This window comes from Thaumasiovibrio subtropicus, assembly GCF_019703835.1.
Taxonomy (GTDB): domain Bacteria; phylum Pseudomonadota; class Gammaproteobacteria; order Enterobacterales; family Vibrionaceae; genus Thaumasiovibrio; species Thaumasiovibrio subtropicus.
In genome coordinates this window covers 1607537-1629444 of sequence record NZ_AP023055.1, presented here as the reverse complement: position 1 = coordinate 1629444, position 21908 = coordinate 1607537, and the positions used below count along the sequence as shown (strand labels likewise).

The following is a 21908-nucleotide window of genomic DNA, read 5'->3' as shown; positions in this document are numbered from 1 at the left end:
GGTGGCTTGAGTATAGATACTCAAGTAGCCTCAAGATGCTTGTTCAGTGAGAAGGTCTAGGCTTGTTAGCAAGTTGCGGTTAAAAGGTAACGGGCTAGATCAAAAGCGAGTTATAAGCCTGATGAGCTCAGATAACATGTCAGAATGGCGCGTCTATAGCGTTTTGATTCTGGGTTAGCAGTGTGAGTCACTCCTTGATACCTTTTCTTTGTGTTTCGAAGCGTTAGCCCGCATCCGAAAGCGCTCTCTTGGGGATTGGCCATGATCTTGATGGCTAGTGTTTGTCAAATAGCCAAGCAAATAGTTGCTAAGAAAGTCGTCAGCGAAGGGGGATATAATAAAGAGAGCCGTTGACATGAAGCTAGAGATGACATGTACGCCACCAGTGGTTGCCACTAGAAAAGAAAACAGCACCCGGAGGTGCTGTTGAGGTTGGATATCCCGAAGCTGTTTAACGAATACGGAACTGACCTAGAATATCATTCACCTCACCACCTAAGCGGCTGAGTGACTGGGCTTGCTCCGTCGTCTCTTCTGATTGCTGCAGTGTCTTCACTGAGATATCAGACATACCGTTGACGTTCTGGCTGACTTCATCGGAAGCAATCGCCTGCTGGTTAGCCGCAGCAGAAATTTGAGTGATGGACGCGTTGATTTGGCCCACAAACTCGGCGATAGAGGTTAGTGCGTGCTCTGCGGATTCTACTTGCTTCATCGTCTCGTCAGCACTCTCGCGACTGCGCTGCATCGCTTGACTCGCCGATTCAGAGCGATCTTGCAAACTTGCAATGATGGTCTGTATTTCCTCGGTTGAATCTTGCGTACGTGAGGCGAGTGAGCGAACTTCGTCCGCAACCACCGCGAATCCACGGCCTTGGTCACCAGCACGGGCTGCCTCGATAGCAGCATTGAGGGCAAGCAAGTTGGTTTGTTCGGCAATACTGCGAATAACATCGAGCACCGAACCAATTTGCTCACTGTCTGCGCGTACCGCTTCTACGGTGTCACTGGCATCGCTAATCTGGCTAGATAAGTTACCCATCGACTGCGTCGCATTTAGTACCGTACGGCTACCTTGCTCCGCCTCTTTAGACGTATTTTGTGCAAGGTCAGCGGCTTGGGTCGCACTCGAACTCACTTCCTGCGCACTCGCGGCCATTTCCGTCATCGCTGATGCAACTAACTGCGCTTGGCCTTGTTGTTCAGTGATATCGCTTTGTGTTGAGTTCGCTTTATCAGACAGATCAGAGGCCGAACTCAAGAGGCTACCTGCGGCGTCGGCAAGTTGGATAATGGAGTTTTGCATTTTCTCGGCAAAGGCATTGTAGTTTTGTGCAAGCTGCGCAAGCTCATCTGTACCAGAGACGGGAATACGTTTAGTCAGATCGCCTTCACCCTGTGCAATATCACTTAGCACGGAATTGGTATCGTTCACTTTGCGTACAATAACACGCGTCGCGATGACAGAGAGCAAGATACCAAAGGCGATAGCAATAAGAGAGCCCAACACAAGCGCATTGATAGCACTGTCCTTGTTGGATTCTGCGGTGGTTGCTGCTTGTTCCATCGAACTTGCGATAGATGCACGAAGGCCGGCGATTTCTGCCGCGATTTGCGGACCGATGGTGTCGAGTTCTTTTATGCCTTTATTGCGTTCGAAAATAAACGTACTGGTTTCGTTAGACTTGCTGATGTAGTCACTAATGAGGGTTTTCGCTTCATTAGTCCACGCACGTCGTTGTGGGTTTTGGAGCTGATCGAGTAACAGGTCGATCTTACTCAACGAGTCGGTCAGTTCTTTGTTGAAGCGATCGACTTGAGATGGCTGATTTTCAACTAAGAACTTGGAGACATAGAGACGGCCTAAAAGGAGCGAACGCAATGACTTACCAGCATGATAGGCTGCTTCAATGTCACCGTCTTTACTGGCTGAGTCCATAACACGGGTTAGCAGCTTTTCTATCTGCGGGCCTTCGGTGTTGAGGTAATCGCGAACATGCCCGTTTCTTAAGCGCTGATTTGTGACCACAGTGTCTCTAAAGATGGTGAAGTACTCCATCTCGTGTTTCTTAATGGTATCAAGCATTTGAACACGTTGAGGATTTTGGATTTCTTGATACGACTGTGTCATAAGTGTTTGGAGATTATCAGCGTGCTCTTCAAAGCGCGTTGCGAACTTGTCATCACCCGTCTGAATATAGTTCTTTACCGTTAAGCGAAGCTGATACATCGCATCTGTCACATTTGCCGCCAGTTCCGTATCGGGAGCGAGATCAAATGAGATGGAGCGAAGGTCTTCTGACATGGAGTTCATCAGCTTGCTGCTGGTGAATACAATAGCCAAGATGATGATGATCAAAATGACTGGAGTAATTGCGAGTTTTTTTGCGATAGAGAAATTGTCTAGATTCATTTTTTACTGTCCAACAAACTTAAGAAAGTTACAGCTTATTTAGAAAATAGCACAGCATATCGAAATAGCGAGGCTTTGGTTTACATTAATGTAACCTCTTTGATGAAAAAATGAACCAATGGTGATAGTTATACAGATATCAATACTGGTGTGTCTTGTAAGTTGTCTAAAGTTAAATGTAAACAAGGGTTTATTCTGACCGAACAATCAGTTTGGGTTGATTATGGGTCGTGATCTTCTCTGGGGCTAGTTGGTTCTGACAGGATTATTATTAAATTTTTGTTATTGTCAAAGCGAGTTCATTCGTCTTTAGGTTATTTTATAACGCGGTCTAATTAATGCCGAAATAATAGGCATGTTATTTTAACTACTCAGAAAGTGTTATTTTTTAAATGATATCCTTTCTCAATTAATAACACTTATCTTGAATTTGTTGGCTTTGAGATGAGAAAGAAGTCCATTTTTAAGTATGCTTAAAGTGAATTTCCATGGTGATTTATCTCGTGGGAATGACACCATCTTGGTGATTACGCCATGGTAAAGCCTATTCTACGTGTATTTATACTCATGCATGCGAGTACATGGCAGGTGATATCTTGGGTTGGATGGACATTAGGGTACCATTAATGCCTCATGAGTATGCTGCTGCTTGGTCGCTGATGCTGTGATTGCAGAGTTGGATGAACCGGGTAAATTCTTTTTAATCAATGGAGACGGAAATTTACTGTCAGCGATGCTGGGCAGTTTAGGTCACTTTGGCGTAGCGTCTTTCTGGCCTTCCAACACTGCCATATGAAACAGCGGCGGTGAGCTCGTCGGTTGATACTAAGTATTCGAGATATCGTCTTGCTGTGGTTCGGCTTGCGCCAATCATTTGCCCAACCTCTTCTGCATTGAGCGCGTCGCTTTGCTGAGAAAACACGTCGCGCACCTTGTCCAGCGTCAGGCCATCAACCCCCTTGGGTAGGCGTTGTTCTTTGGGAAGCTGAGCATCTAAGTCCGTTGGTTTTAACAAGCCGTCGACGTCGCTTTGTAGCAAAGATCCGAGTTGTTGTAGTTTTGCGTAGTGCAGCGCGTAATTTTGGAGAGAAGACTGCAACCGCTCAAACACAACAGGTTTGAGGATGTAATCAAAGATCCCCTGACGCATTGCAGTTTTAAGGGTGTCGACTTCGGTTGCCGCGGTGATCAATATGACATCAGTACTGATGTCGTTTGCCCGCCATTCTTTGAGTAGGTTCAGGCCTGTCCCTGTGGGAAAGTGATTATCAAGTAAGATGAGTTGAGGCTTTAAGACTTCAATGAGGTCTCGTGCTTCTTCAATGCCATGAGCAATGCCGACGACCTCGAAGCCTTCTATTCTTTCGACAAAGCGGCGTTGAATTTCTGCAATCTGTGGGTCATCTTCTGCGATAACAAGTTTGATCATAAGGCCTCTTTATTCGTCTCATTCATCTCTATGCGTTTAAGTGTCATGACTTTGCGTTCAGAACGATTGGCTAATCACTTTCGCAGGGCGCGCTTTTGGGCAGATAGAGCGTAAAGCGACACCCTTCTTGGTTCGATACCGGTGAATCAATGGTGATAAGGCCATGCAGGTGTGCGGTTAAATTTTTAACTAAGTGTAAGCCGATACCATGGCCTTCGGTCTTTTTCGTGGTGTAACCCTGCTCAAATATCTTAGCTTGTTCATGGCTATTGAGCCCGCGGCCTTGATCTTCTATCTCGAAAATCAACTCTTTGCCGAGATCCGTCATGCTAAGTTTCACGGTGCCTCCCATGCCTGTGTGGCTTAAGGTTGCTTCTAGTGCGTTATCGAGCAGATTACCTAAGATACTCACGAGTTGATCATGGGGTAGGGCGGCTGGAATCTCTCGCATTTGGCTTTCTTCTTCTATTTCTAATGTGAGCCCTAGTTCACGAGCGCGATTGTATTTGCCCATCAAACAGCCAGCTAACACACTGTCATTCGTCACACTCATGAGCTGATGAATAAAACTCTGATGGTGCTGAGTCTCATTGCCTATCAAGGCCAGTGCTTTATCATGCGCACCGATTTGTATTAAGCCAGCGATGGTATGGAGTTTGTTATTGTACTCATGCGATTGGCTGCGAAGTCCTTCGGCGTACTGGCGAATACGTGTAAGTTTACGACTGACGAGATCCACTTCGTTTTTTAGCCTGAAGCTAGAGACTACTCCAGTGACAGTGTCACCTTGCGTGAGTGGGATTCGATTGACGATCAAGTTGTGATCTTGAAGCCAGACTTCTTGATCCAATTGAGCTTCGCCGGATTGTAGGACATCAAGCATGCCGCTATCAGGTAATACATCGAGTATATGCAGGCCTTGATAATTGACCGACTGATCAAGCTGCAACGTTTGCATCGCGGCTTTGTTGAAAGTGGTGATGATACCGCGTTGGTTGATTGAGACGATCCCTTCTCTGACGGTCTCTAGCGTGATGTTTCTCTCTTGAAAGAGCCGCGCAATTTCCTCGGGCTCTAGGTCGAAAATGGCTTTTTTGAAATGATTGGCAAACCACATTGCGGTGATCACACTGAAGAGAAAAGAGAGTGCAATGGCCGTTATCATTGATAGTCGGTGCTTACTTACAGTGGCTTCCACAGTATCAAGCATAAAGCCAACCGAAATAATGCCGATGATCTCGCCGTGTTGATCAAACACTGGCGCTTTGCCACGCATGGATGGACCTATGCTGCCATGCGCCTTCGTGATGTAGCTTTCTCCTTGCACTAACACCAGATCGTTTTGATCTTCATCGTCATCCGACATGGAGCGGCCGAGTTTCTCGGGATTAGGATGCGCGAGGCGGAGGCCTTGATGATCACCAATGACCACAAAAGCTGCCTCAGTAGCGTGTGTCACAGCTTGGCTGACAGGAATGAGATAGTGCATGTCGCGGGTTTGAATTGCCGAGATCACGGCTGGATTTGCAGCGATCGTTTGGGCAACACGGACCGCTTGTTGACCGATCTGGTTGTCTAGCGCTTTATCGAGATACCCAATCGCAAATTGTCCTAATACACCTGTTTGTAACAAAGTGATTAGGCCGAGTATCAGTACCATCCTGGGCTTTAAACGCAGGTGGCGGAGGGAGATCAGCTTCTGCATTCGACTCATCATTGCTTGCTATTCGTTGCGGTAATGTTACATGTTTTGGCGGTAACATACTGTGAACATTATGAACAAAATGACGAATAAGTTTCTTATTAACATTATTTTTACAAGCTTTGCGGGGCACAGATTAGCGCATATCTTCTTAGAACAAACAAAAACGAGGACAAGATATGTTCAGCCAATTTTTATCCAAGCAACGTGTAACTCTGGTCGCTGCGTGCATCGCAAGTAGTGTGGCATTTAGTGCTCAGGCGAGTGTCGATGAAATCCACTTTTTAGTGCCTGGTGGTGCTGGCGGTGGTTGGGATAGCACGGCGCGTGGCACGGGTGAAGCGCTGTCTAAATCCAATCTGGTCGAGACAGTTTCTTATGAAAATATGTCAGGCGGCGGTGGCGGTAAAGCGATTGCGTATCTCATTAAGACGGCGGAGCAGTCAGAGGATACCTTGATGGTGAACTCTACCCCGATTGTCATTCGCTCATTGTCTAAAGTCTTTCCACAATCTTTCCGCGACTTAACCCCCGTTGCTGCCACCATTGGTGACTATGCCGCTTTTGTTGTACCCGCAAACTCGCCATACAAAGACTTTAAACAATTAGTGGATGCTTACCTCGACAATCCGCGCTCGGTCACCGTTGCGGGGGGATCTTCTCGAGGAGGTATGGATCACTTGGTCGCGGCACTCGCTTTTAAAGCGGCGGGAGGCAATCCCCGTCAAGTGAAATACCTTGCCTATGACGCAGGCGGAAAGGCAATGGCGGGTTTGCTTTCAGGAGAAACGCAAGTGCTATCAACTGGGTTGAGTGAAGCCTTAGCGCTCGCTGATGCCGGAGAAGTCAGAATTTTGGCGATGACAGGGGATGAGCGTTCTAGTGCTGCACAAGATGTGCCGACGTTGAAAGAACTCGGCTATGACGCGTCCTTTACTAACTGGCGTGGTTTCTTTGCGCCACCAGGTGTCAGTGATGAGAAGGTTCAAGATTATCTTGAAGTACTTGAAAAGATGTATGAAACCGATGCTTGGACCACGGTACGGGATCGTTACGGCTGGGCAGAAATCTACAAGCCGGGTCCAGAGTTCGTGAAATTCTTAGAAGAGCAGGAGAAGCAGGTTGGCAGCTTAATGAAAGAGCTTGGGTTCTTGAATTAAGCAACCACGTCGACCAGTGCAGGCTGGTCGGCGTCTTTTGTTTGTTCGAATAGGAAGACGACATGATCATTACTAAAGACCACATTGGGGGCTTGCTGTTCCTCTGTTTCTCTTTGTTATATGGCTATTATGCTGGTCAAATCACGCTGTTTCCGGGTGATGAGTTCGAGGTATTTCACGCTCGATCGCTACCCAACGCACTTGCCATTATGGGTGCGGGGCTTGCGGTGATTCAAATTGTGACGGCTAGCCGTAAGGCAGAAGATAAACTCTCATTCCACGGTCTCAGCTTCACTCTGATGATCAAATTATTGGTGTTAATGCTGCTGTTCTCCGCGGCACTCGAGTGGATTGGATTTATGCTCTCGACGGCGCTGTTTTTGATTGGTGGTTATTGGATACTCGGTGAGAAACGGGTCAAGGTGCTACTGCTAGCCTCTGTCCCGTTTGCGGTTGTTTTTTGGTTTGTTTTGACTCAGCTACTTGATATCTATCTGGCTCCTGGGCGGATCTTTTCGGTAATGCTGGGAGGCTAATTATGTTTGATGGATTAACTTCTGGGCTTTCAACAGCCATTATGCCCTTTAACATTTTAATGGTTGTTGTGGGCTGTTTTGCCGGTACTTTCATCGGCATGTTACCGGGCTTAGGGCCGATTTCTGCTATTGCTTTGATGGTGCCGATCACTTATGGCTTGGATCCTGCCTCAGGGATTATCTTGATGGCTGGGGTCTATTATGGAGCGATCTTTGGTGGCTCTACGTCATCGATTTTGATCAATGCGCCGGGGTGCGCGAGCACAGTGGTCACTGCGTTTGATGGATATCCAATGGCGCAGAAAAATCAAGCAGGTAAAGCACTGGCGCTAGCGGCTTACTCCTCCTTCACAGGCGGGACTATCGGTGCGTTGATCTTGCTGTTTGCCGCCCCGGCTCTGGCGAAAGTATCACTGAGCTTTCAGTCTGCGGATTACTTCGCGTTGATGGCTTTAGGATTGACGGCCGTGGCAGCATTCTCAGGAAAAGGGCAGGTGATCAAAGCCTTAATGATGACAGTGTTTGGCTTGATGATCTCGACGGTAGGCAATGATGTTATGTCAGGCATTCCCCGTTTCACCTTCGATAACGTCAATTTAATTGATGGCATTAGCTTTTTGCTCTTGGCGATGGCGACGTTTGCGCTGACCGAAGTGGTGATGACCGTGATGCGAGGAGAGCACAAGCTTAAAGATCCCCAAATGGATATGGGGGCGCTGGGCAGTATGAAACTCAATAAAGAAGAAGTAAAAACGGTGGCCCCGACGATTGGGCGCTCTTCCGTATTTGGCTTTCTTGTTGGCGTTTTACCCGGTGCAGGTGCAACGATAGCCTCTTTCCTAAGTTACGGTATGGAGCGGAACTTTGCCTCAAAAGAGGAGAAAGAAAAATTTGGTAAGGGCTCTCTGAGAGGTTTGGCTGCGCCGGAATCCGCGAATAATGCGGCATCAACCGGGTCATTTGTCCCTCTATTAACACTTGGCATCCCGGGGTCAGGGACGACCGCCATCATGCTGGGCGCATTGATTGCTTATGGGATTCAACCGGGGCCACGTTTGTTTGTTGATAATCCGGATGTCTTTTGGTCGGTGATTATCTCTATGTACTTTGGCAACATCGTCTTGTTGATCTTGAACTTGCCTTTGATCCCCTATATCTCGAGATTGTTGGCGATACCACGCCCGATCCTGATCCCGTTGATCTTGTTCTTCTCGATCACTGGTGTGTATTTGGTGAGCTTCAACGCGTTTGATATCCAGTTGATGGTGTTGATCACGATTATTGCGACATTTCTAAAGTTACTGAATTTTCCGATGGCGCCCATGCTGCTGGGCTTTATCTTGGGGGACATTATGGAGAAAAACCTCAGTCGCTCCTTGACCATCTCAGACGGTAGTTTCAGCTTCCTTTACGAACGCCCATTGACGTTAGGAATAATGATTTGTGCGGTGTTAGCGCTTTGCTTACCGATCGTGCAAGGTCTTCGTGCTCGCAAGTTAGCGCAGACGCCGCCGACTGAAATGCCTGGCGCGAAGAAAGCCGACTGGTTCGCTGGACGCGACTAATCGCGTTAGTGCATAGAGAAACAGTATTCTATCCCGCCTGTTCAAGTTGCTGCTGCCGTCTGCCTGAAAGACTCACCTCTACACAGCAGCGCTTGAATACTTACTCACTGGGTATTGGGTTGCACTTTTCCCAGTGAGTCTCTCCCATTGTGTTACATCACCACATTCCCGCCCTGTAAAGGGGCAGGTAGACCCTCTATCTAGTTGATACTCAAGTCACCTCAAGATGCGTGTTCAGCGAGCATTTCTCAGTTTGACGGTAAGGCATCGCGCTGAAGGGCTAGTCGACTCAATCAAAAAGCAGGAATAAACGCTTGCTTTAACCAATGCCGTGTTGCGAGGACATTTTCGTTGTCAGCTCTGTGAGGATTAACGGCGAGGTAGTAGCCAAAATCTTCATTACTTACAGGATCGCCACTGAAAGCCAGTAAGCCTGCTTCTACATCATTTTGAATGAAATGATAGTGTGTGACGAGAATACCCAGCCCGAGTGTGACGGCTTGTAATCCTTGTATTGTGGCATCAAACGTTAATGTGTTGTGTTGCTTGGGTAAGGGGACATGGTGGTGTTTACACCAAGTGCGCCAATCGTTCTGACGTCTTGGGTTGGTAATATAGATAGGCGGTAACGTGTCTAGCAGTTGCTGAACCGATTGACCTGCAACGTCGGGTCGATGAACAAGGACTAAGGTGTCATCGGCCAAAAACTCGATGGTTTCATTCTTCCAGTCTTCGGGTTGTCCATGGATTAGGGCGACATCGATATGCTGCGCGGCAAGGTTTATGTGGCCAGTGAGATTAGAGATACGGACATCTATTTTTGGTAACGCGGTTTGAAAGTTGTCTACGCGTGGTAACCACCAGTGTAAAACCAACGAGTTGACCATATTCAGGGTCAATTGGTGACTAGCATCGCCTGCCATGAGTTCCTCTGTTGCATGGACAATGGTTTCCAATGCAGGTCCCACTTGCTTGTAATACCGCTTCCCTTCGTTACTTAACCTTACACTACGGCCTTCACGAACAAAGAGGTTACAACTCAGCTGGGTTTCCAAGCTCTTTATCGCTTGGCTGATTGCCGAATGGCTAACGCTCAGTGCTTGTGCAGCAGCTGTCATGGAACCCGTTTCCGCAACAGCGACGAATGCATAGAGAGATTTAAGAGGTGGGTGCTTTCTCATCTGTTAGTTATTCTTACAAATAATGTCAATATTACTCGCTTTTTGTTGGTCTGCAACTTTCCTATGATCATGGCGTCTTCAAGCGAAATCGCTGTACTAACAGCAGGACTCTTATATGCACTCATCAAAAGATATCAGTATGGCCGCAGTGGGTTATATGTTGCTTTCAACCTTCAGCTTATCGGTGACCAGTGTGGTGATTAAACTGCTGGGTGAGGTATTGAGCAGTGATGTACTGAATGCGGCGCGTTTTCTGTTTCCTTCGTTGATATTGGTGCCACTCTTTTTTGCTCGTCGAGCCCGTTTTCCTACTTCACGACAGTGGCCCTTCATTCTTCTGCGGGGCGTGAGTTTGATGCTCAGTCAGGTCTGCTTTCTTTACGCGATCACCCATCTGTCGTTCTTTGAGGCGGTGGTGCTGTTCAGCACGGGGCCCCTCTTTATGGCGATATTTGATATGTTGCTGTTTAGGGCAAAACTCTCTGTCATGACAATTAGCGCGATTTTATGTGCGTTTATTGGCGTTATGATTCAAGCAGGGGGTAGCGGGCAAGGGTTTGCATTTAGCATAGCAACACTGATTGGCTTAGGTGCAGGGTTATTCAATTCAGCATCACAGCTTGTCATGCATGGGATGGTCAACAATCGTTTGGGGCCACTAAGCTTGAATGCATGGTCGCTTTTTATTGCACTGCTTTGTGCATTACCTTTCGTCAACATCGCTAATGTCGATGCGGTTATCGTATTGCTCGACTGGCAGGTGACGGGTTTGCTTTTTTTAATGGGCTTCACCATAAGCATGACGCAATTCAATCGCTCAAAGGCATATCAGCTCGCGACATCAAGCAGTTTGCTATCACCGCTGATTTTTACCAACCTCATCTTTGCGTTCTTTTGGCAGCAAGTGTTGTTTGATGAGCCAATGGAAAAGCAAAAGGCACTTGGCTTGAGTGTTGTTGTCGTCGCTTGCTTGATGAGGAGTATGGAGCCTTGGTTAAAAAGTAAAATTAACGAACTTGCTCGATAAGGTGCGTTATTCATTTTTCCTTGGTGAATGACGACAACCGCAAATGCTGCTGCTCTCAATCTTTTAGCCATCTGCTCCGACCTCTTATGAATTTTCATTCACTACATTCGTTATTGCGATCACATTCACTGACATGATTTGTCACAAAGTTTCATAACTTCACTTATTGCTCTGTAGTAAATTAGTACCTCTGAGGTTATTAGTGTGGCATGGGTCACGTTTTCTTCGTAATTAAGATTTTTAACTTCCAGAACATTGGTACTCATTGGGCATGTTTATGCACTTTTTGGTCTGATTGTTATTTATTCAGTGACGGGTAAGGTCTTAATTGTTATAACAAACTCAGATTTGTTTAGGTTATTCATCTATCAGGTGTGTTGCGGAGCAGCAAAAAACGGCGTTGAGAATGTTTGTTTATCTTTCATAAGATAGTGGAATGGAAATTGGAACAAATATGACAGTTTTGGCACAAGTTTGAAGTCAATCTCATTCTGTTGCAGTTAAGTTTGGAAGTTGGTGTTTTTTTTATAAACTACTTGTTGCAAGCAACATTATGGCAGTCTGCAAAGTACAGATTGCTAATACCCAGGAAAAAAGGTCGATAATTATGAAAAATTCCATAGACCTCTCTTCGATAAAAGCTGTTGCGGAAAAGCACTGTATTGAACGAGAGGAGTTTGCTGCTCTAGACTGTGATACTGATTCCTTGCTTCAAGTCCAGCGTGAGGAACTCGCTGAACTTGTTGAGGTTTTACCTCAAGGTGATCAGGTTGAGTTTGTTGAATATTATCAAAAGTTTACATGCGATTTATGTGCTGACGATGGCATGTCTGATGTCTCAGGCTTTCGCAGTTACTTCTATTTATTTGGCTTACTTGTTATCGCATTTTTCGCCTACCTAGCATCACTTTAAGTGAACTGCTGTTGTTTCCCCTACACAGGGCCGTCGTAGGGGAGGCGATTTAAAACGTTATTTCGTATTACCTATCATATAGTTATTAATTTCTTTTTCTACTTGCTTCGTAGTAAAACCGATACACTGAACTTAACGCCATGATTATTAATTGGTTAGTCAATAGGTAACAGTTTTGTCATTAGTTGTTTTTAATGATGTCAAAAATCTTATTACTAAATACGAATTAACTTTACATTTCATTTCTCTTTTATGTAACTGTCTGAAAGTTATTGTCATTCGTATTCCTACGATAGACCACAATGCCGTAAATTAATGCAAAGCGTTAGGCTTTAAGTTCGTAACCCAAAGTCTCCATTCATTCAATCACAAGCCATCGATGCGTATTCATGTTCCATATGCCGTATTTTATGCGGGTTGATGCGTAGTGTATCGCTAGGAATGAAAAAATTTTGGGAGTAGATCGGGGCAGACTTGAACAGTGCGTGATGGCAGTGAAACCACCCTGATTCGGTTTGTGAAACGCATTACAGGTGTTGAGAATGTCGGTTGGTGGCAATAGAAAAGAAGTCGCGTTTTCAGTCTACTTAAAAGACGGGCGCAAGTTTATGGCAATCACGGATGCCAAAGTGTGGCAGAAGATTCAGGCTGCGGCTTTCTAAGGAGATGACCTAAGTGACAAAGTAGTAGGGCATGTCGTGCCCCACTGAAACCATGTTATGTGTCGACATCGTTTACTAACAATGGGGACTTGATTTGATATCCCGCTCTTCTATTTTGACTCAAAAAAGTCTTGTTCTGCTTCATGAGGGCATTTTGCATAGTGTGGGTGCGCTACCGACTCTTCAAGATACTCAAGCCTGATTTCATTGATCTTTGGGCTATCTAATTGTGTATACTGAAAAAACATCGAAATCGGTTTGTTTTGATCTACAAAACCATTCACCGTTAGGCAGCCGTAACCTTTCTCGTACTCTATCCTCTCAAAAACACTTACCGTTTTCTGAATTTCTCGGTGAAACAAAAGGCCGCTAATTTCGAAGTCGTTTGAAAAGTCAGTTTCTTTGAGAGCGTCTTCAGACAGAAAACTCGGGCCCATGTCAGTAACATTGTTAACATTCAATGTCGTGATATATCTTGCATATTCTTTGAGCAAAGAGACTTTGCTATCGCTATGAGGATTTGCGAAGCTTAACATCGGAAATAAGATGAGAGTGAGGACTAGGATCTTCATTACCAGGCTCCTGCTTGTTTCAAATGGTGTTCCATTGCTCTGTCAAGATTTCGACTTCTGCTCGAGTAATAGCAGAGGCGCGTTTGGCATGTGTCAAGAAACTCAACGATATTAAATTTGCCACTCACTGAGGCAGAAAACACGCCAGCAGTTACTTGTCCCTTATAGGATAAGTCTCCGTTACTATTGATGTTGCCGGATACCGACAATGCTTTGAACTTAACACCTAAATTTACGGTGTCACTAAGGCTGACTGTGACGTTGCCAGCTGAGGCAGCAATTGTTGCTTGACCATTTTGATTAACTGCAATCTTGAATGCGCCAGAAGACTTGAATATGGATGTAGTCAGGCCTTTGTCCGATTTATATGAAAGCTCAATGACTTTTAAAAGGGTGAGTTTCACTTCTTGCTCTGTTGAGCGTGACATACAGTTTCTCCGTCAAAGATGAAAGTTCATAGTTTATGGCTGCTACTAAAATAGAGTATTTCAGGCTTACGTTTATTCGGTAAGGTACTTAGAACCGCGTGTTGAGTTACATACATTCTCACTGGCGAATAGAGTGATGTCATGCTATTCGAGTTGGTTAATCAGTGCTCTTAGCTTTTCCGTCCCCAGCCAAACCTTGACGGATTCTTCAGCCCTCTCGCACACTGTTATCATCTAAGGGAGGGCGTGAAATGTTGCAGTAAGCGATTCAAAAAGACATGTTTGAAGAGACGACCGCAGAGCTGTTGGACTTGCTTGAAAACGTCGAGCAAGTCGCCAATGACGATGTGCTTCATCGTTGGCCGTCTACCCTCCAATCTCTTTCTGAACTTCTCCATTTTGAGCTGCAGCGCCAAGGCGTTGGTGAGCCTCATCTCGCAGATAAGCGTGTTATCTGCTTAGGAGATTGCTCGCAACCAGAAGAATATCTCCTGTGTGCGGGAAGGGACCTATATGTAGTGTTCCGTTAATAATGACAAATATGGGAATAGATGGGATCAGGCTGAAATAGGTGGGTGAGACCAGTGTTGATGCGGCTTTAAGTTATTGTCGCTGTTGAACTTATGAGGTCGGGAGAACTGAAAAATTCGTGGAAAATGAGTTAATGGGTACGGGTAGAATGAAAAAACTGCGAATGGAATTTTTCATTTTACCCGTAATATTTTTTCATTTCTCCCGGCGCGCTACAGTAAAGCGTTAGGCTTTAAGTTCGTAACCCAAAATCTACATTCATTCAATCACAAGCTATCGATGCGTATTCATGTTCCATATGCCGTATTTTATGCGGGTTAACCGAGGTGGTAGCAGCACGTAGATCACACCTTGATCTCTGGGGTGATCTGGTGATGTCGTAAGTGACTGTTTTATAGGCACATTACAGTGCTATTTGTTATGCCTCTAGATGCCTACTTCGGAATATTTTACTGCAAAATTTACATTTGTCAGAAAGTTGCAATTATTCTGAAATGATCGGTTGACTGGTATATATGCATGAATTTTAAAGATAAAGTGTTTTTATCCACAGTTTTGGTGCATAAGTTACTAGAACAAAATCGGCTGAGATCAGGAGATCATTCTTACATCACAAAGCTGATTATAAACGAATGAATTGTATACAATTCAATTGCGTAGCGCCGATTTATTCGGCTATGCTTTAACGGTTATGTGACCGTAGTTGCGTAAAGTACGTCGTATGTTGCTTGAGTAGTGTCGCCATTCAGAGGCTTTATCGCCCCAAGAGTGTGGGACTCGTTATGCTAAAACGGTTTATTCTTTTTGTTTTTCTCGCCTTGCTGCCATTGTTGTTGGCAACGGGCTTAAATCTTCGTGCTCAGTATCAAGCCCGCTTAGAGTTACTCAAGGCTGAGGCGGTGGACTTGGCAACACGTTTAGTATCCCAGCAACAGCAGTACATCTACGAAACGCATGCGTTACTGACCGGACTCAGTGAGACCGCCATTGTTCAAGCACCCTCGTCATTGAATTGCAGTCAGTTCCTCTCTGATATTCATGCTATCCATTCAAACTACCTTATCCTTGGTGTTGCGGACCGAGATGGGCAAGTGCTGTGCGACAGCCTCTATCTCTCCCAATCTGGGCAGCTTGATGTATCGGCTACGCGTTTCTTTCATCAAGCGTTACTAAAAGGTGGGTTTACTTTAGCCCCTTATCATTATGATCAAGACCGCCATATTTCCGCCTTTTCAATGGCTTATCCCGTTAGAGTGGTGGGGGAGATGACCGCGGTGGTCTATGCCACTATCTCTTTGTCTTGGTGGCAATCTAAACTTCAGTCGATGGAAATCCCAAGGGGGTCATTATTGGTGGTTGCCGATGAACATGGGCAAGTGATCGCGATTGAAGGGAGTAGTACCTTATCAGAAGGCGAAGTGCTGAATAATATCGATATTAATGCTGCACTACTCGAGAGCGGGGCGTTTGTCTTGGCGGATGAAGAGGGTACCAAGCGCTTGTTTGTGCATCAGCCTCTCTATCCCGATGAGTTTACTCGCTCTCCTCAATTGCTCGTTGGCCTTCCGACACAAAGTGTTTTTGAAGCCGCTAAGACACAGGCATTAGAGCAGATGATGATTAACTTAGCTGCAGTGGGGTTATTTCTCGTCGCGTTGTGGGGGGTATTTAGTCATAGCTTACTTTTTCCGTTCCGTAGACTTGCGCGTGAAAAAAGTATGCCAATGTTACCCATGATCAATGTCATGAATCGTGAAGTCGCACAAGTTAAGGCACATTTTGATGAGGCTGAAAGGCTGCTGTCACAGCAAGCCGCACGTTTGGGAAAAACACAAGCTTGCAATCAGGTGCTATTTGAACACTCACCTTATGGTGTGATCGAATGGCGCGCAGAAACAAAAATTGCGCGTATAAATGCTACGGCATTGGGGATGTTTGCGCAACTCAACCTCAAAGGCATTGAGCAGATGGTAGATAAATCCGTGTCTCTTTGGCCTGAAGAGATGCTGCGGCTATTTGCTCCCGTTTTATATCCGATCGAGAACTACTTTAAACATTGCAAAGAGCAGGATTCACAACGCCTGTGCTTTCAGCGTGTGACAAAAGTGGATTCACCCAGTGGGAGTCGTTTTTATAAGTGGCGCTGTGTTTCTTGGCATGCAACTACCTGCCGTGTCATTAGCTATGTTGAAGATATTACCGCCTCTGTGATGAATGAAGGCCGTATTAAGCAGGAGATGCGTATTGATGAGCTCACTAAGTTGCCTAACCGACATGCGATGCTAATGGAACTTGAATCGCGATGTGAGCAAGAAGAGCCGCTCCATGTGGGGCACTTTTATCTTCATGGTGCTTACGAACGTCATCAAGTGGGTGGTTTAGAGCTCGGCGACCGGTTGATCTGTGAAGCGGGACTGCGGCTTGAAGACTTTGCTGATGAAAAGACGGTGATAGCGCGATTTGCTGACAATGCGTTCTTTATTCTGTTCGCTGAAGAAGTGCAGGAGATTGCGATGACACGTTTTTTACGCATTCGACAAGCACTCCAAGCGCCTTATTATTGCATGAACGAAATTAAGTCATTGGGAGTCACTGCGGGCGTATGCGGTTTTCCTGGTATTGCCAAGACCGCGAGTCAGCTAGTGGAGTACGCGGAGATTGCTCTAGCTGAAGCGATAGCCGAACGCAGTAGCGGTTTGCTTGTTTATGAACCGGATATGAAATCGAAGATTCTAGAGCGGCGGCAGTTAGAGGCAGCGCTTCGCGGTGCGCTTCACAATGAGCAGCTGGAGTTGCACTATCAACCCATCTATTCGGCGTTTGATCGTCGGCCTGTCAGTGTAGAGGCATTGCTGCGCTGGTCTCATCCAGAACTAGGGCGAGTGTCTCCCGCCAAGTTTATTCCGTTGGCTGAGGAGAGTTCATTAATCATTGAACTTGGTTGGTGGGTGTTGGAGACGGCGATAGTGCAGTTTGCTGAGTGGCAACGACAAGGTATTCATTTATCCCATGTCGCAGTGAACTTGTCAGCCAAGCAGTTCAGTGATCCTATGTTGGCGCATCATATTGACCAGCTTTGTAAAAGAGAGAGTGTTTCACCTCAATATCTCACTGTGGAAATGACGGAGTACACCTTGTTTACGGATAGTGAAGAAGCCATTTCACAAATTAATGCGCTTCGGCAGTTGGGCGTGAAAATCGCGCTTGATGACTTCGGAACGGGTTACTCGTCGCTCTCTTATTTGTCACACTTGCAGCTTAATTATCTGAAAATAGACCGCACTTTTGTCCAAGGTGTGGGCAGAGCGAGAGATGAGCAAGTCATTGATTTTATGCTGAGTCTAGCTGCGGGTCTGGATATGACGGTGGTCGCGGAGGGGGTCGAAACAGAAGCGCAGCTAAGTTATCTACGTGAGGGAGGTTGTAACCTCATTCAAGGTTACTACTTTGCAAAGCCCATGAGTGGAAAAGAGGTTGTTGCGCACGTCCAAGCACAGCAACAACTTATCTACTGATCCTGCCAGTTCTCTGAGAGCGAAGTGATATACTCAAGCCACTTCAATATGCTTGCTCAGCAACATCCGATTTTTTTCAAACACCGAAGCTGTTCCGTTTTTTCTTGCTAAATTGTCGCTTGGGTTGGGTATATAAGAATCAGTATGTGGTGGCTTTAATAGGAGAGAATTATCTCATGGAATACGAATTCGTTCTTGATTTTAAAGTGCGTGATTATGAGTGCGATCTACAAGGCATCGTTAATAACAGTGTCTATCAAAACTATCTAGAGCATGCTCGACACGAGTTTTTGCTCGATAAAGGCGTCGACTTCGCGCAGCTTGCTAAAGATGACATTAATTTGGTGGTGACACGCGCAGAGCTGGATTATAAGACGTCATTAACCAGTGGCGATAAGTTCTGGGTCGGCGTACGTGTTGAACGCGTGTCAAAAATTCGTTTTGTTTTTCACCAAGATATCTTCCGTAGTGCTGATGACAAACTGGTTGTTGCTGCACAGATTACGGGAACGTCTTTGAATGGAAAAGGCCGCCCAATCAGTTTAGATAGCTTGTCAGTCTTGTTTGATAACGCTTAATGCGTTGCAACATTAGGGATTTCTAACGAAAAAAAACCGTGATTCACGTTAGTTTCATCTAGTCTTGTTAGAAGAAGAGATAAACAATGAGTTGGAATTTCTTATGAGTGAACAGAAGCGCCGTATTGATGTGAACATTTTGAATGACCTACATGAAGATCTGGCGTGTTTCGCAGAAGCGCATGAAATTGATGTCATCGACTTGATTGTGAGTCTCAAGTTAACACTGGATGATTTGGCTGATAGAGCAGGTGTTGACCTATTGGGGATACACGTCGCGGAATCAGAGCAGACAAGAACATTGCACTAATGGCAAACAAAGGGAAGGGGCGTAATGCCCCTTCACTGTTTTTACTTCACCGTTTGAACAAGCGCTGAGATAGCCGCGTGATTGAGGTCTAGTGTTTTTGCTCGTGCCTTTATCTCTTCAGCGGTAAATGCTTGGCTATCGTACACCACAACCACACTGGTATCGCCCGGTTTTAAGAAATGGGTCTCGCCATAGGGCGTATAACGCGTAGCACCAATGCTGATCAGTGCCTGTTCTGGGTATTCTGCTGTCGCCAACCAGGTTTGAATATTTTCTGTTGGCCCCTGATCTTGCTGGTGGTTCATTCTATCAATGATCCAATCGAGTAAGGTTGTATGGAAATAGCTATAACCGACAACGGGGCTGTCCTCGCCATAAACGTGGCAAACATTATCACGAATGTGAAAGCTGGCAATTCTGAAGCGGTCAATAAGTCCGCCTGGGTTTAAGTTATCTATGTTAAAGAATGTCTGGCTAACTCCTTTGCTGTTCGCTCCCCAGTTTTTCTTTTCGCTGATCTTGTTGGCGTTAGGGCGACGAATGGAGCAATCATTGTATGCGGCAAAGGCGATGGGTGTGAGTCCTGTGACTTTTCCATCACTGTAATGAACTTGGCATTTCAGTACAACTTCAGGTTCAATTTGCAGGTTATCAGCATCGTTAGGCGCGATGATGGTATCGGAGCTTAAAGGATAAGTGTTGAGAAAGTGCCCTTCGCTATTGGGAATGTAAAAGGGAAAAATCGCTTTGGGCTGGGTTGCGCTCTTCACCTCGACAGCTTGAAAATCTTTGTCTTCACCTGCTTGTTCTAAGTGACCTGCGAAATTTCCGGCAACACCAAAACCGATACAGTGCTGAAATGGCATGAGAAATCCTTAAATTTTGTAGGGGGAGACCTTTATACCTAACTTTGCCTGCTAGCTGCAACTGATTGCGAATTAAGGTCATATGCACAGCGTGTTGTCTTGAAGTGGTTTGAGTATATTAACGCATGCAGCTTGGATTCAATCTGACCTCAACGTACACTGTAGCGAGTTAGAATGAAGTAGGATTTGATGATGAATCTGTGCACACTCAGTGTCGATGAGAAATACCGTATTGAACTGGACAAGCAGGCTGCTTATGTTGTTTGGAAGATGAAGCAAGGTAAAGCGGGCAATGAAGCCATTCACGCGGAGCTTGAGAAGATGAAGAACGATGATGAGAAATCATTTTTTAGGCAGTCGATAGAGATGTATCAGATCAAAATGACAACAGCTTAATGCCGTTGTGCGCTTTTATAGGTCAATAACGAGTGAGTCTCTTAGCCGCGGGGTCGGCTGAGAGAGACGATATTGGGTCTCAGCTATTGCTGGCGAGTTCGCGAAGCGCCATGCTATAGAGGGTACTGACAAATTCTACATTGACACTGTATTGCCAAGCTGAGAGCGGTAGAGTGGGTAAACATTTATCTTGCCACAGTGTCCACCTTTCTTGTTGTGCTTCCATCATATGAGGGAACCGTTTTGCCATGGATGCCATGAACTGATTAAAGCTGGCATTTTGGATGTCCTCTTCACAGTTTTTTCTTAGAAACAGCGCTAAATCATCGCTGCCAATGATTACTCTCACTCTCTTTCCTCATTTTATTCGTGTAAATATGGTTAACCGGTTCGTGATGCGGTTATGTGCTCTTACTAACGGGTTACATTATAGCGTTCTATATATGCATTACAATCGATAGTTTGCAGTTATTTTTATGTGGCCTAGGTTGTAATTCTAGGCATGATAATACTTAACTCAAACTTAACATTATGAAAATAGTTATTCTTCGAATGATTATCGGTCAATTAGGGCACTTCTGATACGAGCCTGTAAAGCGTCATTGGTACGGTTAGTTGTCAGGGGTGATTCCTTAGTTTGGTTTGACTTATCGGTGTCGACACTGAATATCGCATGCGCTGAGTCGATGCCGTTTTTTGACGACTAAGCGATCGAGTCTGGCTGCATAGGGAGACTTATTGAAAAATAAGCTTTTTTTTCAATGTCCGTCCTCAGACTTCGTTTTTTGGACTATTGTTAAACGAGTCAACTTAATCTGTGTCAGAGAAAAGATAAATTAATGTTCTACCTCGGCTTTCCTGTCATCTGTGGTGATATATTCCGTATCTGAGCCCCGCATCTTGGGATTGCTTGAGTATTGAGTCGGTCGTGCACGTCATTGATGTCTTCTATGCTCAAGGTTCAGCAGACAGGATAAATGAAGGTAAGCGTTGGTTTGGATGTGAATTGCGAGGAGTTTAAGATGTTCAAGAAGGTGCGACTCTGCTTTGGGGTATCGGCATTGTTATTTTTTCACTCTTCGCCATACGCGGTCTCTTTACCCGGTGAAGGAATCACTGTTCAACCGATCGTCAGCGATTCGGAGCAAGAAATTTTTCAAACCTTAATCGTATCAAAAGCATTTGAAGCCTTAGGTTATACCGTCAAATCTTATCAGGTAGGCAGCTACGATGATGTATATGCTGCGGTGGCGGAAGGAAAAGCCACTTATATGGCGGTGAACTGGGATCCTCTGCACCGTGACAAATACGAGAACGCAGGGGGAAGTGAGCACTTCTTTCGTGGGGGGGAGTTTGTCTCCGGTGCGGCGCAAGGCTACCTAATCGATAAAAAAACTGCGTTAAAGCATGACATCACTAATCTTTCTCAGTTTTCTGATCCAAAGATTGCGGCGCTTTTTGATGTTAATGGTGACGGTCTTGCTGATTTGATGGGATGTGAAGTGGAATGGGGCTGTAACGCTGTCATTGAACATCAGCTCACAGAGTATCAATTGCAAGAGACGGTTGATCACCATGAAGAGAACTACATTCGTCAGATGGAAGAAGCAATCACGCGCCTAAAAAGGGGCTTCCCGATTTTTTACTACACTTGGACACCTTACTGGGTAAGTGGCACCTTAGTTCCCGGTAAAGATGTCATCTGGTTGCAAGTCCCATACTCAGCCTTACCGGGCGCACGATCTGACGTCGATACGACGTTACCCAACAACAAAAATTATGGCTTCGAGTTAAACAGTATGCGTATTGTACTGAATCGGGATTTTGCAAGTGCGAATCCGGCCGCCGCAAAGCTCGCCTCGTTGCTAAGTGTTGATATTAATGACATTAGTGTGCAGAACATGATCATGCGTCGTGGCCAGAATTCACCTTCGGATATCGAAAGACATGTACGCGGCTGGATAGTGGCAAATCAGCAACAGTTTGACCTTTGGGTCGCGGAAGCATTGCAAGTGGAAAGCACAGAGTAATCTCCCCGCTTCTGAATTGACATGAAAAGTTCGCATAAATGATGAGAAAGGCAGGAGTGCGATTAAGCACTCCGAACCGTAGATACAAAATGTC

Annotated in this window: 19 protein-coding genes; 11 read left to right on the top strand and 8 right to left on the bottom strand. The window is 45.5% G+C overall.

Annotated elements, in window-relative coordinates; all coding sequences use genetic code 11:
- Window positions 1–451: 451 nt before the first annotated feature.
- From TSUB_RS23570 to TSUB_RS23560, 3 genes are all read right to left on the bottom strand, one after another.
- Entirely contained in the window at window positions 452–2413 is a 1962-nt protein-coding gene (locus TSUB_RS23570) for a methyl-accepting chemotaxis protein (RefSeq protein WP_087024567.1), read from the bottom strand.
- A gap of 745 nt (window positions 2414–3158) precedes the next feature.
- Window positions 3159–3842: a response regulator gene (locus tag TSUB_RS23565; protein ID WP_087024564.1), complete on the bottom strand. Its 684-nt coding sequence runs from the start codon at window positions 3840–3842 to the stop codon at window positions 3159–3161.
- A 70-nt stretch (window positions 3843–3912) separates the two neighbouring features.
- Entirely contained in the window at window positions 3913–5502 is a 1590-nt protein-coding gene (locus TSUB_RS23560) for an ATP-binding protein (RefSeq protein ID WP_087024571.1), read from the bottom strand.
- A 221-nt stretch (window positions 5503–5723) separates the two neighbouring features.
- Between TSUB_RS23560 and TSUB_RS23555 the strand changes: the two genes are divergently transcribed.
- The 3 genes from TSUB_RS23555 to TSUB_RS23545 all read left to right on the top strand — a co-directional run bounded on the left by TSUB_RS23555 (window position 5724) and on the right by TSUB_RS23545 (window position 8805).
- Window positions 5724–6704, top strand: a complete 981-nt coding sequence (locus TSUB_RS23555; RefSeq protein ID WP_087024562.1) for a tripartite tricarboxylate transporter substrate binding protein — start codon at window positions 5724–5726, stop codon at window positions 6702–6704.
- A gap of 62 nt (window positions 6705–6766) precedes the next feature.
- Window positions 6767–7240 carry a tripartite tricarboxylate transporter TctB family protein gene (locus tag TSUB_RS23550; RefSeq protein ID WP_087024559.1) on the top strand — a complete coding sequence of 158 codons (474 nt, stop codon included), beginning with the start codon at window positions 6767–6769 and terminating at the stop codon, window positions 7238–7240.
- Between the two features lie 2 nt (window positions 7241–7242).
- Window positions 7243–8805: a tripartite tricarboxylate transporter permease gene (locus TSUB_RS23545; protein ID WP_087024558.1), complete on the top strand. Its 1563-nt coding sequence runs from the start codon at window positions 7243–7245 to the stop codon at window positions 8803–8805.
- A gap of 293 nt (window positions 8806–9098) precedes the next feature.
- Here the strand turns inward: TSUB_RS23545 and TSUB_RS23540 are convergent, their stop codons facing one another.
- Window positions 9099–9986, bottom strand: a complete 888-nt coding sequence (locus TSUB_RS23540; protein WP_087024556.1) for a LysR family transcriptional regulator — start codon at window positions 9984–9986, stop codon at window positions 9099–9101.
- Window positions 9987–10101: 115 nt separating this feature from the next.
- Between TSUB_RS23540 and TSUB_RS23535 the strand changes: the two genes are divergently transcribed.
- Both TSUB_RS23535 and TSUB_RS23530 read left to right on the top strand, forming a co-directional pair.
- Window positions 10102–11013 carry a DMT family transporter gene (locus tag TSUB_RS23535; protein ID WP_087024554.1) on the top strand — a complete coding sequence of 304 codons (912 nt, stop codon included), beginning with the start codon at window positions 10102–10104 and terminating at the stop codon, window positions 11011–11013.
- Between the two features lie 607 nt (window positions 11014–11620).
- Window positions 11621–11926 carry a hypothetical protein gene (locus tag TSUB_RS23530; protein WP_087024552.1) on the top strand — a complete coding sequence of 102 codons (306 nt, stop codon included), beginning with the start codon at window positions 11621–11623 and terminating at the stop codon, window positions 11924–11926.
- A gap of 772 nt (window positions 11927–12698) precedes the next feature.
- On the opposite strand, the gene TSUB_RS23525 is transcribed toward TSUB_RS23530, so the two are convergent.
- Together TSUB_RS23525 and TSUB_RS23520 are read right to left on the bottom strand one after the other, a co-directional pair.
- Window positions 12699–13160, bottom strand: a complete 462-nt coding sequence (locus TSUB_RS23525; protein ID WP_087024876.1) for a hypothetical protein — start codon at window positions 13158–13160, stop codon at window positions 12699–12701.
- On the bottom strand, window positions 13160–13588 hold the full coding sequence (locus TSUB_RS23520; RefSeq protein WP_087024878.1) for a hypothetical protein: 429 nt from the start codon (window positions 13586–13588) through the stop codon (window positions 13160–13162). Before TSUB_RS23520 ends, TSUB_RS23525 begins: the two co-directional genes overlap by 1 nt.
- A gap of 278 nt (window positions 13589–13866) precedes the next feature.
- On the opposite strand from TSUB_RS23520, the gene TSUB_RS23515 reads away from it, so the two are divergent.
- The 4 genes from TSUB_RS23515 to TSUB_RS23500 all read left to right on the top strand — a co-directional run bounded on the left by TSUB_RS23515 (window position 13867) and on the right by TSUB_RS23500 (window position 18522).
- Window positions 13867–14118 carry a hypothetical protein gene (locus tag TSUB_RS23515; RefSeq protein ID WP_087024880.1) on the top strand — a complete coding sequence of 84 codons (252 nt, stop codon included), beginning with the start codon at window positions 13867–13869 and terminating at the stop codon, window positions 14116–14118.
- A 783-nt stretch (window positions 14119–14901) separates the two neighbouring features.
- The gene (locus TSUB_RS23510) at window positions 14902–17634 is read left to right on the top strand and encodes a bifunctional diguanylate cyclase/phosphodiesterase (RefSeq protein WP_087024882.1); all 2733 of its coding nucleotides are present in this window, start codon (window positions 14902–14904) and stop codon (window positions 17632–17634) included.
- Window positions 17635–17810: 176 nt separating this feature from the next.
- Window positions 17811–18212 (top strand): acyl-CoA thioesterase, encoded by a 402-nt coding sequence (locus tag TSUB_RS23505; RefSeq protein WP_087024884.1) that lies wholly within the window; start codon window positions 17811–17813, stop codon window positions 18210–18212.
- 103 nt (window positions 18213–18315) lie between these two features.
- Window positions 18316–18522, top strand: a complete 207-nt coding sequence (locus TSUB_RS23500; RefSeq protein WP_087024886.1) for a hypothetical protein — start codon at window positions 18316–18318, stop codon at window positions 18520–18522.
- Between the two features lie 41 nt (window positions 18523–18563).
- Here TSUB_RS23500 and TSUB_RS23495 read toward each other — a convergent pair whose 3' ends face one another.
- Window positions 18564–19388, bottom strand: coding sequence for a DUF5718 family protein (locus TSUB_RS23495; RefSeq protein WP_087024888.1), 825 nt, complete (start codon window positions 19386–19388; stop codon window positions 18564–18566).
- A gap of 189 nt (window positions 19389–19577) precedes the next feature.
- On the opposite strand from TSUB_RS23495, the gene TSUB_RS23490 reads away from it, so the two are divergent.
- Window positions 19578–19784 carry a DUF3283 family protein gene (locus TSUB_RS23490; protein ID WP_087024890.1) on the top strand — a complete coding sequence of 69 codons (207 nt, stop codon included), beginning with the start codon at window positions 19578–19580 and terminating at the stop codon, window positions 19782–19784.
- A gap of 79 nt (window positions 19785–19863) precedes the next feature.
- Here the strand turns inward: TSUB_RS23490 and TSUB_RS23485 are convergent, their stop codons facing one another.
- Window positions 19864–20133: a hypothetical protein gene (locus tag TSUB_RS23485; RefSeq protein ID WP_087024892.1), complete on the bottom strand. Its 270-nt coding sequence runs from the start codon at window positions 20131–20133 to the stop codon at window positions 19864–19866.
- Window positions 20134–20806: 673 nt separating this feature from the next.
- On the opposite strand from TSUB_RS23485, the gene proX reads away from it, so the two are divergent.
- Window positions 20807–21814: a glycine betaine/L-proline ABC transporter substrate-binding protein ProX gene (gene proX, locus TSUB_RS23480; RefSeq protein ID WP_087024894.1), complete on the top strand. Its 1008-nt coding sequence runs from the start codon at window positions 20807–20809 to the stop codon at window positions 21812–21814.
- The last annotated feature ends 94 nt before the right edge of the window (window positions 21815–21908 follow it).